Source organism: Paenibacillus sp. FSL K6-1122, assembly GCF_037977015.1.
Classification (GTDB): Bacteria; Bacillota; Bacilli; order Paenibacillales; family Paenibacillaceae; genus Paenibacillus; species Paenibacillus amylolyticus.
In genome coordinates this window covers 3,466,226-3,481,278 of record NZ_CP150272.1, presented here as the reverse complement: position 1 = coordinate 3,481,278, position 15,053 = coordinate 3,466,226, and the positions used below count along the sequence as shown (strand labels likewise).

Genomic DNA, 15,053 nt, shown 5'->3' with positions numbered 1-15,053 from the left:
TCAGTAACAAGCCGTATTTGTTTAGTATTATAACATAAATAAAAAGGGTTTGTTAACTATGATTGGGTCTTTATACCAGACATCTGTTGTTTATAATCCGTAGGACTTAGCCCCGTATACTCTTTGAACACCTTCGAGAAATAGTGCTGGTCGCTAAATGACAGTACATCGGAAACCTCCTTAAACTTCATGTCGGGTAGACTTTCCATCAGTCTGCATGCCTCCTGAATGCGAAGCCGGGTGTAATACTGGACAAACGTAATTTGTGTTGCATTTTTGATCACTCTGCTGACGTACGACGGGCTAACGTGAAACTTCATGGCAATGTCGTTGATAGATAATTGAGAGTATTTATTTAGTTTTACGTAATCGTCAATCTGTTCGAACAGGATCGCCTTGCTTTTTCGAACGTGGGATTGCAGCATATCGAAGCACTGTCCCGTCCATTCCGCCAGTTCCCGGCAAAAATCGGCATAGGACTGTGCCTGGGCGAATTGTCTTGACCGAAGCTCCAGGCCCAATCTCATGCCCGACCCCTGTTCCTCGTACAGATGAGCAAACGTGTCTACAATCAATCCGATAAACCGATCCACCTCGGTCATATGTACATTTTCCTCTGCCCATCGATTCAGCAATTCGGATAACTTAAAAGCAAACCGTTCTTTCTGCCGAGCCTGTATCATCTGTACAAAAGCAGATTCCTGCACCGGATCCAGACAGCCTGTCTCAGATCTGGCCATCGACACCGGATTCCCGGTATCCAACACTATTCCTTGTTTCAACCGTTGCTGCTCAGACAAAATCGACGACATGCGGTGATAGAGCTCAGGCAGATTACCAGACTCAGTGAATAGAAGTTGTCCTCCAATGATCGCATCGATGTCATGCGCAACCAAATGCCGTCGCAACGACTCAAGACATTCATGTACGGAAGAGTACACCTCAAGTGCACTCTTGTTGACAAAAGCGATAAATTGATATGAAGTTTGACTAGTGTAAACACGACAAGGATGGAATGCAAAAAAATCCTGCACTATGCCCTCAAGTTCCACCTGCACCCAACGTTCATGCCCTGCGGTAAAAGGCTGTCTGCTCATAATGATCATCATCTGGCTGAATAAAGGCGGAAAATGCTCCCCCTGTTTCGACGTAGTCTCACATTGGGGATGAATGATTTCCTGCAAATCCAGCAGTTCCTTGGACATCTGTTGATCAAGTTGGTCAATTACCCGACCCATGACTTCTTCAAGCGCCTCTCGCTCGACGGGTTTTAACAAATAGTCAAACACTTGCAGGTTCAATGCTTTTCTTGTGTATTCAAAATCGCTGTAACCGCTAATCAAGATGACCTTCAGATCCGGGTTGGCAATTTTGGCTTGCTCAATCAGGGACAGTCCGTCCATTTTCGGCATTCGTATATCGGTCAACAGCAGATCAATCGGTGACTGCTTTATCGCCGCCAAGGCTTCCTCTCCATTTGTTGCCGTAGCCGTTACACGAATCGGGAAGCTCAGCGTTTCCAAGAGCATTTTAATATTACGTAATATCGGTTTGCTATCCTCAACGATCATAACGTTATACATCGCCTATGCCTCCTAGTTAGTAAAAATCCTTCGTCAGTGAGCCGATGATTTGAATCGTTGCTCCATGTTGCTCTTCCGCATGATTGTTAAATATATTAATAAAGAGCCGGTTGTTATACATTAGTTTGAGTCGATTGACACTGTTGATAATCCCCATGTTACCAAGGGCTGTGGCACGATCGGCAGTCTGGTTCATTCCGGAACCCGATGCCTGAATATTGGCTAAAATCTCCTGGATCTTATCCGGTGGAAAGCCCTCTCCGTTATCTTTGATCTCCAAAGCCCATAATCCGTTATATTGCTTCACGGTAATCTGGATACGCCAAGGCGGCGTGGTGTTGGCAAAGGCATGTTCAATGCAGTTTTCCACAAACGGCTGAATGACCAACCGCGGCAATCGGATATCGTTCGCCAGCTCGTCAGCACAGATGTCCCACTCCAGATCCTCTTCGTACTTTTGTTGTACAAGGGACAGATAATGTCTCGTATGTTGAAGCTCCTCAGCCAAAGTCACATGCGCGTATGGTGAAGAGACAATATAACGCAGACTGTCCGAAAGATGTTTGCACATATCCGATACAACTTTGGTCTTCCCCTCTTGGGCGGCAATACTGATCAGGTATAAGACATTATGAATAAAATGAGGTGCAATCTGGGCTTGCAGCGCCGAATTACGCGCCTTTACTTCTTCATGAAGCGCCGATTTTTCCCGGTCAATGGATTGCTGCAGCCTCTCCATCAGATCCTGAAAGGCTTCATTCAGCAATAAGAGATCGTTATTCTTCGGCGTTTCATCCACTTTCAGATTCATATTGCTGTAATTCATGCGCCAGATCTGACCGCGTAGCTTGCGGATAGGCAGCAGCAGGTTACGTGTCGACAAGAAGATATACACAAACGAAACCAGCATCAGTGCTGTAATCAGCAGAATGGACATCGTCTGAACCGAATGGATCGAGCCTAGAACAGATTTTTTGGGCGTTATGATATACGTGATCCAGCCTGTACTGGGTGAAGTGGAATGCGTGATATAATTGTCGTTTTTGTCCACATCCAGTCCCTCGTCTGATGCAGGCTTTGTCCAATTGGTAAATGTCACACCCGCTTCCGAACCTGTCATCTGCTCGCCTTGTTCATTCAGAATATAGACTTCGCCAGCGGTAATACCCTCTGTTAGGTTCTGTATATAGGCCTGTTCCATCTGGATGCTAAGATAACCGTACACCTTGCCGTTCTGATCATTGATCGTGCGCACAAATGAGATCGTATCGTCTTGACGCAGCAGAACAAAACCACTTTCCGTCCAATCTCGTCCGACCTGACTACTCTCCATCATGGTGTTCAGGATTGCGGGGGGATTACCCGAACCCAGATATGATGTCAGGAGAACCCCGTGATTGTCGTAGATGGACATGTCCTTGATATTCATACTCGGCCCGATGGCCTGAAACATGATGTCTTTGATGATCCGAATTTGCTTCAGTCTTTCATAGTTACTATGAGCTGAGGAGCTCTTGTCCATGGCTACAAATATATTTTTGCTGGATAATATTCGCTGCGACATCTGGTTCTGTTGTTCTACGTATAGATCAACTTGCTCTCTTACCTTCGTAGCTGTAACGAGCGTATCCTGCTCTGTTTTCAGTTTGAGCGGGCGGACAACGATCACATTTACATACACGATAAAACAGCCCAGCACAAACAAAAGCAGAGCCAGAAATGTCAAAAACACCTTTGTCTGCAAACTGAATTGAGTTGCTTTATGTATGAGCTTTGCCATTCTCAGAGATGCCCTCCTGTTCTGACATGATGTGAAATCCCTTATATTCATGTCTACTCTATCACGGTATTTCATGAAATGATAGCGATTTCAAGTTCAGGATTTTACACATCAACGTTCAAGCACAGACATGTACCGGGGCGAGAAAAGAATCTATAATCGGACTTGTAAACGGATTCACTAAACGTTTCAGAGGGGGATTTGCATTGAAAACAATAAAAAGAAAAAAGGCGTTTTCTATTATTCTGGCCAGTTTATTATCGGTCTCGTTAACGGCTTGTGGATCAGGGGGTACGGATTCCGGCACAACTGCTGGCGGGGACAGCAAGAGTGGCAAAGTCACATTGGAGCTGGCAATCTCTAAAAGTTCTCAGGACTCTGCTTTCATCCAGCAGGACATTCTTGATGCATTCGAAAAACAAACGAACATTCGTGTCAATTTGCAGCTGATTCCAGCGGAACAAACAACAACTGTACTGCAAACCAAACTGGCTGTAGATGAAACGCCTGACATTATTCAGTACAATCTGGCGAGCGCAGTCACGGACCTGAACCTTGAACGTAACTTCGAGATTCTGGATAACGAGCCTTGGGCAAGCAGAATTGTGAACAAAGACGTCCTCTCTTCTGGTGGTCATCTCTACAGCTTCCATGTCAGCCAAGATACGGGGATGCAAGGGGTCGTTTATAACAAACAAATCTTTGAAGAACTCGGGTTGTCGATTCCAACCAACTACGAAGAATTCCTGGCGATCTGTGAAAAAATCAAAGCAAGTGGCATTACACCTGTATTTATGCCGTACAAAGATGCCTGGGCTGCCAACATCTGGCCTGCTGCAGCTTTTGCCGATTTTGTAGCCAAAAATGAACCGACTTTTTTTGATGAGTTGAACAGCAACAAGAAAAAATGGTCTGATATCCCGGAATTCAAAACATTCCTGGAACAACAATATGAAATTTACACCAAAGGTTACACCAACACGGATGTGCTTAGCGACAGCTATGACATGGCCGTAGGTAAATTCCTGAACAAGGAAGTGGCCATGATGTTTATGGGCGATTGGTTAATTGAAGGCGTGGCCGAGCAAGATCCAAATATGGAACTGGGCGTATTCCCGATTCCATCGTCAGACAATGCCAGTCTGGGTGCAAGTCCACTCGGCGGACAACTGTTCATTCCGAAGAAATCCAAACATTTGGAAGAAGCTAAACAATTCTTGGACTACATCGCCTCCAAGGAAGTTGCACAACAGATCGTGGACTCCAAAGGGTACGTATCCAATTTCAGTGACGTCACCACACCAGAATTGCCGGCTTACAAGCAGGATATTGTAGACAACTATATTACGCCGAAGAAAACCGTGCTGACAACGGATGCATACATGCTGGTTGATCGCAGCGAACTGTATCGGTTGTTACAGGATCAATTCGCGGGTGGATTGTCACCAGAAGAAGTACTGAAATCCTGGGATGAGAAGTTCAGTCAGTTGATGCAGGATAAAGGCGTAGAAGGTTTCTAAAGAGTGAAATATAAGGCAGCATAACATAATCATTCGTTATGCTGCCTAGCTATAACGGAGTGTGAGACATGAAAAGGACTAAAAATCTGTACTCGTATTACATGATATTTCCCGCACTGATTATCTACTCCATCTTTTTCGTTGTGCCTGCTCTCGCCGCTTTCTATTATTCATTCACGGATTGGCGGCTGGATCGGCTGGAGCTGAAGTTCATCGGGTGGGATAATTTCGAGAAAATTTTCTCGGACAAAACGCTTATTCTGGCGCTGAAAAACACGGCGATATTTGCAATCGTCACCGTAGTTGGCAAAAATGTCATCGGTCTATTGCTGGCCGTAGGACTTAACATGCGATTAAGAACAAAGAACCTACTGCGCGCGATCTTCTACTCCCCTTCCATTCTCAGCATCCTTGTGATCAGCATCCTGTTCACTCCCATGTTGCGTACCGAAGGTACAATTAACAATTTATTGGAATCTGTTGGGTTACATTCGTTAAGCCAAGCTTGGCTGACCAACCCATCGATTGTGATCTGGACGATTGCCATCGTCTCGATCTGGCAGAGTGCCGGGTTCCAGATGGCCATCTATCTGGCGGGCCTGCAGTCCATTTCTCAAGAGTATTATGAGGCAGCCAAGATTGATGGCGCAAGTTCGTGGAGAAGTTTTTTCAAAATCACACTTCCACTCTTGCTGCCCGCGATTAACATTAACCTGATGCTGACATTGATCGGCGGACTCAAAGTATTCTCCGAAGTATATGTCATGACCGGTGGTGGCCCGGGTAACGCCTCACAGGTGGTAGGTACAATCATTCTGCGATCTTTCGGCGAAGGCAACTGGGGACTTGGTACCGCGGTCAACACACTTCTCTTCGTGGTCGTTACCATTATTGCTATACCGCTATTGATCTTCATGCGGCGTAAGGAGGTTACGGAATAACATGGGCTATACACGCAAACTCGCCATCCGCAACTATATTGTGGAAGGTTTCCTGATCCTGGCCTCTCTTATCGTTCTGTTGCCGCTAGTCATTCTGATCTTTGGTTCATTTAAAACCAGCGCCGAAGTGCTTAGCTTCTCCCTGAGTTTCCCGGAAACATGGCAGTTCTCGAACTATGTTCGTGTCTTCCAGGAAGGCGGCCTGTCGCGAGCGTTCTTCAACAGCATTTTGATTACTGGTGTATCTTCCATTATTAATATCGTTGCCTCTTCAGCAGCGGCATTCATTCTGGCACGTCGGGAAACCAAGCTATCCGGCACGATCTACATGTATTTCTTCATGGGACTGATTGCGCCAATGTCGATTATTACGACCATACGAGTTGTACAAGGATTGGGATTCTACGGCAGCATCACAAGTGTTATCCTGATCTACGCCGCGTTAAATACAGCCTTCAGTGTATTCTTGTATAGTGGATTCATCAAAACCATTCCACGAGCGCTGGACGAAGTGGCATTTCTGGAAGGAGCAAGTGTGTTCGGGGTGTTCTTCCGCATCGTCACACCGCTTATCCTGCCCGTTAACGCAACGGTAGCGATCATGGTGTTCATGTCCGTCTGGAATGACATTACAATTCCGGTATACTTCCTGACAGACAGTTCCACCTGGACGATGCCACTATCGATCTACAATTTCTACGGCAAATATAGCCGGGACTGGAACCTGATCTTCGCTAATCTCGTGCTTACTTCGCTGCCTGTATTCATCCTGTATCTATTTGGGCAAAAATATATTGTCAGCGGCCTTACTGCCGGTGCAGTTAAAGGTTAAACCTTATATTCTCACGGTTCTCAAGGCATAGAATTGGATTATTCATGACGTACTCAACCCCCACCAGATCTGGCGGGGGTTGTTTTATTTATAGCGAGAAAATGCATCTACGCCTCTTTATTTTTGAAACAATTGCGGGTAAAGGGCAGCAACACCACCAGCAAGACCCTGTTGTACATTCCGACTGGTATCATCAGCAATAATCTCGTAGAGATCCGCTTCGATGGAATCTATTGCAATTTTGGCAATATCCGTTGGGCTCGTTTTTGGTGCGTCGATACCTGCCGTCATATCCGTATCCATGAACGCCACGTGCAATCCGGCAACGCTAACGTTCTTAGGGGCTAATTCGAGACGTAATGCATTCGTAATTCCCCACTGAGCGGATTTTGCAGCTGAATATGCACCTGAGTTACCAAGGCTTAGCCAAGATAGAGCGGACAGGATATTCAGTATCGAACCGCCCCCATTCTTCTCTATTACCGGTGCAAACGCACGAATCATTGAAAGCGTACCGAATACATGTGTATTGAACTCCAAGTGAATATCGTTCAGCTCACCTGTGAGCAGAGAAGCACCCGTAGCGGAACCAGCATTATTAATTAGAAGGGTTACATCACTAGCTACCTCAGCTGCAGCCATGACAGATTGTGGATCCGTAATATCGAGTTGCAGTGGAATAGCCCCGGGCAGATCAATGGATTCAGGGTTTCGCGCGCCAGCATACACTTTGGTTCCCCTCGCCAGCAGTTCAAGAGCAAGTTCCTTACCCAACCCTCGATTAGCCCCACTTACAATAGCAACTTGTTTGGAAATATTCATTTATTATTACTCCCTCTCATTGAGAATGTATTCATTTTCGAGCTGTTATGGGAATGATCATTCTCATAACTCCCAATATCAATCTATCACATCGGGAACGATCAGTAAAGAATAACTTTTATAATCCATGTCTTTAATAAAAGAAGATGCCCGATAACCTTTGAAAAAAGGCTCCGAGCATCTTTCTTTGGTCCTTCATTGAGAACGGATTTACATATGGATTATGATTTTATGTCATACAGATTCGCAGGTAACGCCTGCACAAATGGTGACCAGTCACTCACTGTATATAGATGAAGTCGGTGCATGGCTCGTGTGCAGGCCGTATACAGAAGCTTGCGATCATATTCCTGGCTGTAAGCAACGGGTGAAGCATCATAGACCAGGACAGCATCGAACTCAACGCCTTTGGCGAGATACACAGGAATAACCATGATTCCTTTTTCAAAAATCTGTGTGTCCTTTGTTATGAGCTGCAACCCTTCGCCGCCTTGACTTTGCAACCTTTCATAGGCGTCACGGCTTTCAGCCGCGGTTTTCGTAATCACAGCGATGGAATCGAACCCCTCCGCCTTAAGTGCGGCGATGTCTGCGAGAATCTGCGCACCACGCAGCTTTTCGTCCTTCAATCCTGTTAAAAGAGGCTTCTGATCTCCCCTTTCAAACGGTCTAATCTCTTCTCCCCCTGGTAACATCTGTCTCGTGAATTCAACAATCTCTTTGGTTGAACGATAACTGCGTACGAGCCGTATCAAAGTAGTTTCGCCTTCTCCGTAAAGGTGAACCAGTGGCGAGTTGGATGCTGCCAAATCCGTAGCCTGCATAAAGATGGCTTGCCCGAAATCCCCCAGCACCGTCATGCGGGCACGAGGAAACAGTTTCTTGAGATATTCGTATTGAAACGCCGAATAATCCTGGCCTTCATCGACAAAGACATAACGAATCTCTGTGTTCGTCCGTACGCCTTCGATCATCTCTTTTACATATAAATACGGAGTAGCATCCTCATGGAACAGCTTGTTCTGAAGGATCATGGCCTTGGTCTGTTTACAAATCTCAGGCCAGTGCTGTGGGGGGATTGCCCCATTCGTTTGTTCCTGATAAGCGGCTTCATCTATAAATAGTTGTTCGTATATACCTTTCACATCCACGAACTGGAATTTCCGCACACTCTTTCTTAAAGGTTTAAACATGTCTTTCACCAGTTTCTGACGAAGCAGCTCCTCTTCTCGCACTGCAAAGTTAAAGGCACCCTCATCTTGCACTGCGCTGTCATTACCGTTATCTCGTGCTGCGTATTTTTCCGCTACATCGAACACAGGCTTTTCTTTGTGCAACATGCGGAAAGCTTCCACATACTCATCCGTGTCCAGATAATTCAACTCCTCCAGAACCCAGTCTGCTTCCCGTTCCAGACGTTCCAGCGAAACAAGTTCTCTCAGCAACCATTCCTGCAAAAGAAGTATACGGTTGGACAAGGTAAGATTCTGATCCAAACTGTAAAATTGGGTCTTGATTTGGTCTGAACTGATGAATTCACGTCCCCGAAATTGAATGCCGTTAAACCGCATCCCCTCTCTTCCTAACCACTTACCGTAGTTTTGGAGCACTTGCAGGAATGTCTCGGAAGCTTTGTACTTGATCGCCTCCATACGAGCTTCATATCCCGGATCATTCTGAGCTGTCAGCACATATTCAATCTGATCAAAGGCATCCTCTGGTTGGATGGAGGAATCCAGCCAATAATTCAGATATTCCTGGAAAGTCGTCTGCTGCATATTCTCTTCCCCAAGTTCCGGGAGCACAGTCGAGATATAACTGGTAAACATCGGATTCGGCGAGAAAAGTACAATCTGATCTGCTTTAACTGTCTGGCGGTGTTTATATAGTAAGTAAGCGACTCGCTGTAACGCAGCCGACGTCTTGCCACTGCCAGCTGCCCCCTGAACGATAAGCATTCGGCTTCGGTCATCACGGATGATGGCGTTTTGTTCCTTCTGGATAGTTGCTACAATACTCTTCATTTGTGAGTCTGCACCCTTGGCGAGCACTTGCTGCAACAATTCGTCACCAATCGTCTCAGTTGAATCAAACATGCTATGAAGTTGCCCATGTTGAATCTGGAATTGACGCTTGAGCTCCATCTTTCCTTCGATTCGTCCTGAAGGTGTGTCATAACTTGCTGGCCCGGGAGAGTGATCATAGTACAGACTCGCAATTGGCGTACGCCAGTCATAGATTAGAAAGTTCAAACCATCTTCATCCATGAAGGATGATACGCCGATGTAGATCTGTTCAGTCAATGTCATGCCTTTTTCCTTATAGTCGAAACGGCCAAAATACGGCGTTGGAAGCAGTCTCTTTGTATTTTTCCATTGTTGTGTTAACAGCTTGTGCCCGCGCTCCCTCTCGGCCAACACTCTCGACTGCTGATTAATGGTATAGAATGCATCTTCAAAATCCGTGTACGAACCCGTATTAATCGTTACTTCTTCCCAGAACCGTTTACGAATTTCGGCAGCCTGTTCATGCAGTCCGGCAACCTTCGGTTCTAACTCGTCGAGTCGTGCCTGAAGTTTGTTCCTCACCTGCACTAGTCTTTCCTCTTCCAACTTCCATTCGTTTGTTTTATCCATGAATGAGTCCACTCCCTTTTCCATTTATTAGGACCAAAAAAAGAGCATTGACAAATCGGAATGTCGGATGTAAAATTAAATTAGGAGAAATAATGATTCAACCTTTACATTCAATATAAATGTCAATTGCGCTATAGATTATATCATGGCTTTTTTTCACGTTCAATGCTTTTTTTCGTTCTGTCTGAGTTGAACAATAATTTATATTATATAAGGTGTCCCTCGAGCTACACTGGGGGGCATCTTTTTTTGTGTCCTGGGCATGGTTCATACCCTGAATGCGCTGTAAGCTATACACCCCTTTATAAATTCGATAAAATGAACGAAACATGAAACATGAGTTGATGCTTTTGGGAGGGATACATAAATATGAATATAGAACCTGTGGAGGACCGGTGTCCTGTTGAGTTTGCAGTCAATATGATTGGTGGGAAATGGAAGTTATTAATTATAAATCGTCTCATCCGCCATTCAACAATTCGATTCAATGAATTACAGAAAATGCTGGACCCCATTACGCATCGCACATTAACCAGGCAATTACGAGAACTTGAAGAAGCTGGTTTGATAAACCGTGTTACCCACCCTGTAGTTCCGCCTAAAGTCGAATATTCCCTTACAGAAAAAGGACAAAGCCTGACTTCGATCTTGTTTCAGCTAGGTGATTGGGGATCGAAACATATGTAAAACGCCTTCCCATAGTATCCCAAGGGATACTTTATATCATTAATGTGCGTACTTACGCTCCTATTCTAAATCCGTTATGCTGAGGTCAATGCTGAGTGTTAACTCATTCATTCCAATCACATATTGAAAGGAAGTTATTGACCATTATGACACAGAATGATCGATTTTTAGTATATGGGGCATCGGGCTCCCAAGGCGGCGCTGTCGCTCAATTACTCGTTCAACACGGTTGTGAGGTTCGCACGATTACTCGAAATGAGGCAACAGCCAACACACTGAAGGAACAAAACATTGAAGCTTTCATCGGGGATCTATCAGATGTGGAACAGCTCCATACGGCGCATGAAGGTGTAAGTAAAGTATTCCTGAACCTGCCGGTGGAGTTCAATCCGGATAAGATCAGACAATATACCAAAAATGCAATTGATGCTGCTATACAGGCAAACGTTAAATTGATTGTAGTTAACACGGGTACCTATGTTCCTGACCCTATCACCCATTCCAAAGGAATTGAATTGAAACGTGAAGTTATCCATGAATTGCAGCAAAGTGGTCTTCCATATATCATTGTGGAACCCATTGTATACTTGGAAAACTTTCTGATTCCCGGAATACTGAACAATGGCGTTTTGGCCTACCCGGTACCAGCAGACAAGCCGATCTCCTGGATTAGCTTAAACGATGCAGCTCAATTCCACTACTATGCCTTGACTCATTCGGAATTGGCAGGAAGCATTATCCCAGCACCCGGATTAGAAGCCCTGACAGGTACACAATTAGCGGAACAATTCAGTGCTGTATTAGGTGAAAAGATCAGCTTCATGTCTCTTCCTTTTGATCATTTTGAAGCAGCGATTCAGCCTTTGTTGGGAAGTGAGACAGCAGCAGGTCTTAAAGGATTGTACCAATGGATTGATGGGCATACAGATCTTCTTCCACGGTATGAAGAGTTAGATGATAATATCAAAGCCAATCTTAAATTAACCAAAATAAGCGATTGGATTCATCAAACAATGATTAAATAATATTTTATGAACAAGCCATTTGAATCTCCAACGGAGAAACGAGTGGCTTGTTCTTTTTATATGAGAACTTTAATGGGCTCAACTGATTCAAATTCAGAGATTCTGATAGGATTAGGCAAAACTTTGATAGAAATGTGGTACAGGTTGTTCCCTTCATTATGACATAATAATGTGTATATAGATCACCCTACAGGTGGCAATAATAAACATTAGAAAGGATTTGAACATGACATGGAATATACTAAACTTGGTAATACAGGCTTGGACGTATCTCGATTTTGCCTGGGATGTATGGGATTTGGGGATGCCAGTAAATGGGTTCATGAATGGGTACTGAATGAAGAAAATTCTCGCCCGGTGATAAAGAAAGCGCTGGATCTAGGCATTAATTTCTTCGATACAGCGAATGTATACTCTCTGGGTACAAGCGAGGAGTATCTTGGTCGGGCGTTAAAAGATTATGCCAATCGGGATGAGGTTGTCATTGCTACCAAAGTACACGGACAAATGCATCAAGGACCCAACGGTTCTGGTCTTTCCAGAAAAGCCATCCTGAGTGAGATTGATAAAAGCCTGAAACGATTGGAAACCGATTATGTGGATCTCTATATCATTCATCGTTGGGACTACAATACGCCTATTGAAGAAACCATGGAAGCCTTACATGATGTGGTGAAGTCCGGTAAAGTGAGATATATTGGCGCTTCGGCCATGTTTGCATGGCAGTTCCAAAAAGCATTACATGTAGCAGAGAAAAATGGTTGGACCAAGTTTGTCTCCATGCAAAACCACCTGAATCTCATCTACCGTGAAGAGGAACGAGAAATGTTGCCTTTATGCAAGGAAGAAAAGATTGGTGTGACTCCCTACAGTCCTCTTGCTTCAGGCAGGTTAACCCGTGACTGGTCCGTATCAACACTTCGATCCGAGACAGACAAAATTCAGAAATCCAAGTACAATGCGACAAGTGATGCGGATCGGCTTGTTGTTGAACGAGTTGCATCCATTGCAGAAAAATACGGTGTCCCTCGCACACACATTGCACTTGCCTGGTTGCTGCAAAAAGACACTGTAGCGGCACCAATTATCGGTGCCACCAAAATATCGCATCTGGAAGATGCTGTAGGTGCTCTTTCCGTTAAGTTGACCTCAGAAGACGTAACTTTCCTTGAAGAGCCTTATGTACCTCACCCCGTAGTAGGTGCTCAATAATCGCTTTTGCTTAAAATATAGAAGACCTCCTCTTTCCGTATCCGGAAGTTGGGGGTCTTCTTTTTATATCACGATTTATTTTCGCCAGAATGTTGAACATTCTGCCTTATCCGCTATATTGAACTCAATCATTCTCTCAAGTAACGAAAAATCAATCTCCTGTTTCCACTTCATCCGCACCAACTCTTTGGTGTGATCATAACCCGCCTGTGTGATCTCTTCCGAAAAACGATTAATTCCTGCCTTCTCGGGAGCAACAGCCAAGTGTTGCTTGGATACACTAAAGCCAATAATAAAGGTCTCATGGTCGGTAAACATCGGTTGATTCCAGGCTATTTTTTGTTTTAAATTCGGGAATTTTTCAGTGACCCAGTTCAATACTTCTTCCGTTCGTGCCTGGTGTTCCGGGTTATCGATGCGTGCTATAAATTCTGCAAAGGTCTCCATTAGTTTCCCCCTATAACAAGAAATCTACTACTTATATTGTCCAATTCAATCTTATTCTATCATGAATATCAAATTCAAAAACCCTTATCGGTTGTTTTAATGCAAAAAGAATCTGTAACAACAAAGTTCTCTTTAATAGGCGTTTTTTTACGATGTATACAACAGTTTAAGAAATTTAAGATTGGATTGCAAACCTGCTTCCAAATATATTGAAACTTCATAGAATATAAAAAGCCGTTGATTGTTGTTATCAACGGCACTCCAACTATTATTTAGTTAACTTGTATTTAATCAGTTTATATCGGTGGTCGCTAATCACAGTGCGATAGACCACATTTTCGGACGAGTCATATGCAAAGTTACTCTTATGAACATCATCTAAAACAAAGTATTTACTAAGTATAATGTCTCCATTATCCTTCATTAAGGTATACCTCTCTCCCCATTTGTCATCAATGGTCCCAAAGCTTGTATACTCAATATAGCTATCGTTTCGATAGGATCTCATTAAACCATTAAAATTAAGCTCTCCTTCATACGTACGAGAAAACAGCTTTTTGAAGTTATGATCATATAAAGTGATACTGTGTTCAGATTGGTTATCAATTAATAGTTTACTTCCGGTTGAATGCATAGAAATATTCATGTTTCTATCAAGCACGGTGTCCCATTTGAGTTTACCATTAACTCCATAGGCCATTAATTTCTGTCCACCATATGAATTGGATCTTGCATATTCTACAATTAGTGTACCGCCATTTAGTTGATGATAACCCGCAACGTAGAAACCACCAAACTTTTTGGAGTTAATCGTAAATAACGGCTTTTTCAAAGAGTTTACATCTTTAAAAACCTCGATTTTATTCTCACCTACAAAATGGAGTACATAACCAGAAGTCAGTACTTCAGTTTTATAACCTAACACAGTCTCGCTTGTCGTTATTCCTTTGGAATTTAGTGTGATAAAACGGGATTGATTTTTAAGACTATCCGTTTGTTGCAGAACAATTCCATTTTTATACGGATAGATATTTGAGAAACTTAAATCCTTCTTTTCGAATAAACGCTTTCCTTTTGCATCCAAACTAAGAATGTTGAACGTTTTCCCGTGATTTGTAGAATACTGATAAAATATATTACCGCTCTCGTTATAAAACCATGTATGATTCAACGGATAAAAGTTTTTCACTTTATTTTTAATGTCATACGTCCAGGCAAGTTTCCCTGTCTTAATATTTATCGTATATAGGCTAAAGTTATTACCAGACACAGTGGCGGGGTTTAACATAACAAGCTGAGCAGCACGATTAATATGGTCTTGTGGAGTGTGACCTAATTCAAAGCTCAGATAATCAATTTCTTTAGGAAAAGTATGTACCCATTCCTGCTGTAGCCCTCCGTGCTCCTCTAAGCTTAACTCGGTAAATTCTGCATACATCTGATCTGTGCTGCCTAAATACAATGTGAAAACTACGAAAATTGCTATCAACCTTTTAGATATCTTACCTTTCAATACTGGCACAGCCCTTCTCTTATCTTATGATTTTTTCGTTACAAAGAATATCCTA

The 15,053-nt window shown here is 43.6% G+C and carries 12 protein-coding genes; 6 read left to right on the top strand and 6 right to left on the bottom strand.

Annotation, left to right across the window (positions count from 1 at the left end):
* Positions 1–56: 56 nt before the first annotated feature.
* Together NSQ20_RS15900 and NSQ20_RS15895 are read right to left on the bottom strand one after the other, a co-directional pair.
* The gene (locus NSQ20_RS15900; protein WP_076327632.1) at positions 57–1,583 is read right to left on the bottom strand and encodes a response regulator; all 1,527 of its coding nucleotides are present in this window, start codon (positions 1,581–1,583) and stop codon (positions 57–59) included.
* A 16-nt stretch (positions 1,584–1,599) separates the two neighbouring features.
* The gene (locus tag NSQ20_RS15895) at positions 1,600–3,363 is read right to left on the bottom strand and encodes a sensor histidine kinase (protein ID WP_076327633.1); all 1,764 of its coding nucleotides are present in this window, start codon (positions 3,361–3,363) and stop codon (positions 1,600–1,602) included.
* Positions 3,364–3,569: 206 nt separating this feature from the next.
* Here NSQ20_RS15895 and NSQ20_RS15890 point away from each other — a divergent pair, with 206 nt between their 5' ends.
* The 3 genes from NSQ20_RS15890 (at position 3,570) to NSQ20_RS15880 (ending at position 6,656) form a co-directional block, all read left to right on the top strand.
* Complete coding sequence (locus NSQ20_RS15890; protein WP_076327634.1) at positions 3,570–4,883, top strand: ABC transporter substrate-binding protein; 1,314 nt, start codon at positions 3,570–3,572, stop codon at positions 4,881–4,883.
* A 68-nt stretch (positions 4,884–4,951) separates the two neighbouring features.
* Complete coding sequence (locus tag NSQ20_RS15885; protein ID WP_062834362.1) at positions 4,952–5,824, top strand: sugar ABC transporter permease; 873 nt, start codon at positions 4,952–4,954, stop codon at positions 5,822–5,824.
* Between the two features lies 1 nt (position 5,825).
* On the top strand, positions 5,826–6,656 hold the full coding sequence (locus NSQ20_RS15880; RefSeq protein ID WP_017688542.1) for a carbohydrate ABC transporter permease: 831 nt from the start codon (positions 5,826–5,828) through the stop codon (positions 6,654–6,656).
* Positions 6,657–6,773: 117 nt separating this feature from the next.
* Here the strand turns inward: NSQ20_RS15880 and NSQ20_RS15875 are convergent, their stop codons facing one another.
* A complete protein-coding gene (locus tag NSQ20_RS15875; RefSeq protein WP_036616036.1) occupies positions 6,774–7,478 on the bottom strand; it encodes an SDR family oxidoreductase in 705 nt (234 codons plus the stop codon).
* A 221-nt stretch (positions 7,479–7,699) separates the two neighbouring features.
* Positions 7,700–10,114, bottom strand: a complete 2,415-nt coding sequence (helD, locus tag NSQ20_RS15870; protein WP_076327635.1) for an RNA polymerase recycling motor HelD — start codon at positions 10,112–10,114, stop codon at positions 7,700–7,702.
* A 369-nt stretch (positions 10,115–10,483) separates the two neighbouring features.
* On the opposite strand from helD, the gene NSQ20_RS15865 reads away from it, so the two are divergent.
* From NSQ20_RS15865 to NSQ20_RS15855, 3 genes are all read left to right on the top strand, one after another.
* Positions 10,484–10,801, top strand: coding sequence for a helix-turn-helix domain-containing protein (locus NSQ20_RS15865; RefSeq protein ID WP_017688544.1), 318 nt, complete (start codon positions 10,484–10,486; stop codon positions 10,799–10,801).
* Between the two features lie 146 nt (positions 10,802–10,947).
* Positions 10,948–11,826 carry an NmrA family NAD(P)-binding protein gene (locus NSQ20_RS15860; protein WP_074095023.1) on the top strand — a complete coding sequence of 293 codons (879 nt, stop codon included), beginning with the start codon at positions 10,948–10,950 and terminating at the stop codon, positions 11,824–11,826.
* 231 nt (positions 11,827–12,057) lie between these two features.
* Positions 12,058–13,038: an aldo/keto reductase gene (locus NSQ20_RS15855; protein WP_076327636.1), complete on the top strand. Its 981-nt coding sequence runs from the start codon at positions 12,058–12,060 to the stop codon at positions 13,036–13,038.
* 75 nt (positions 13,039–13,113) lie between these two features.
* Here NSQ20_RS15855 and NSQ20_RS15850 read toward each other — a convergent pair whose 3' ends face one another.
* Together NSQ20_RS15850 and NSQ20_RS15845 are read right to left on the bottom strand one after the other, a co-directional pair.
* Positions 13,114–13,485 carry an iron chaperone gene (locus tag NSQ20_RS15850; RefSeq protein WP_047842909.1) on the bottom strand — a complete coding sequence of 124 codons (372 nt, stop codon included), beginning with the start codon at positions 13,483–13,485 and terminating at the stop codon, positions 13,114–13,116.
* Positions 13,486–13,753: 268 nt separating this feature from the next.
* Complete coding sequence (locus tag NSQ20_RS15845) at positions 13,754–15,007, bottom strand: hypothetical protein (RefSeq protein WP_143781408.1); 1,254 nt, start codon at positions 15,005–15,007, stop codon at positions 13,754–13,756.
* Positions 15,008–15,053 lie beyond the last annotated feature (46 nt).

Coding starts and splice junctions, on each gene's coding strand:
- NSQ20_RS15855 (WP_076327636.1), top strand. CDS start 12,058: ATGGAATATACTAAACTTGGTAATACAGGCTTGGACGTATCTCGATTT.
- NSQ20_RS15885 (WP_062834362.1), top strand. CDS start 4,952: ATGAAAAGGACTAAAAATCTGTACTCGTATTACATGATATTTCCCGCA.
- NSQ20_RS15860 (WP_074095023.1), top strand. CDS start 10,948: ATGACACAGAATGATCGATTTTTAGTATATGGGGCATCGGGCTCCCAA.
- NSQ20_RS15865 (WP_017688544.1), top strand. CDS start 10,484: ATGAATATAGAACCTGTGGAGGACCGGTGTCCTGTTGAGTTTGCAGTC.
- helD (WP_076327635.1), bottom strand. CDS start 10,114: ATGGATAAAACAAACGAATGGAAGTTGGAAGAGGAAAGACTAGTGCAG.
- NSQ20_RS15895 (WP_076327633.1), bottom strand. CDS start 3,363: ATGGCAAAGCTCATACATAAAGCAACTCAATTCAGTTTGCAGACAAAG.
- NSQ20_RS15875 (WP_036616036.1), bottom strand. CDS start 7,478: ATGAATATTTCCAAACAAGTTGCTATTGTAAGTGGGGCTAATCGAGGG.
- NSQ20_RS15900 (WP_076327632.1), bottom strand. CDS start 1,583: ATGTATAACGTTATGATCGTTGAGGATAGCAAACCGATATTACGTAAT.
- NSQ20_RS15850 (WP_047842909.1), bottom strand. CDS start 13,485: ATGGAGACCTTTGCAGAATTTATAGCACGCATCGATAACCCGGAACAC.
- NSQ20_RS15880 (WP_017688542.1), top strand. CDS start 5,826: ATGGGCTATACACGCAAACTCGCCATCCGCAACTATATTGTGGAAGGT.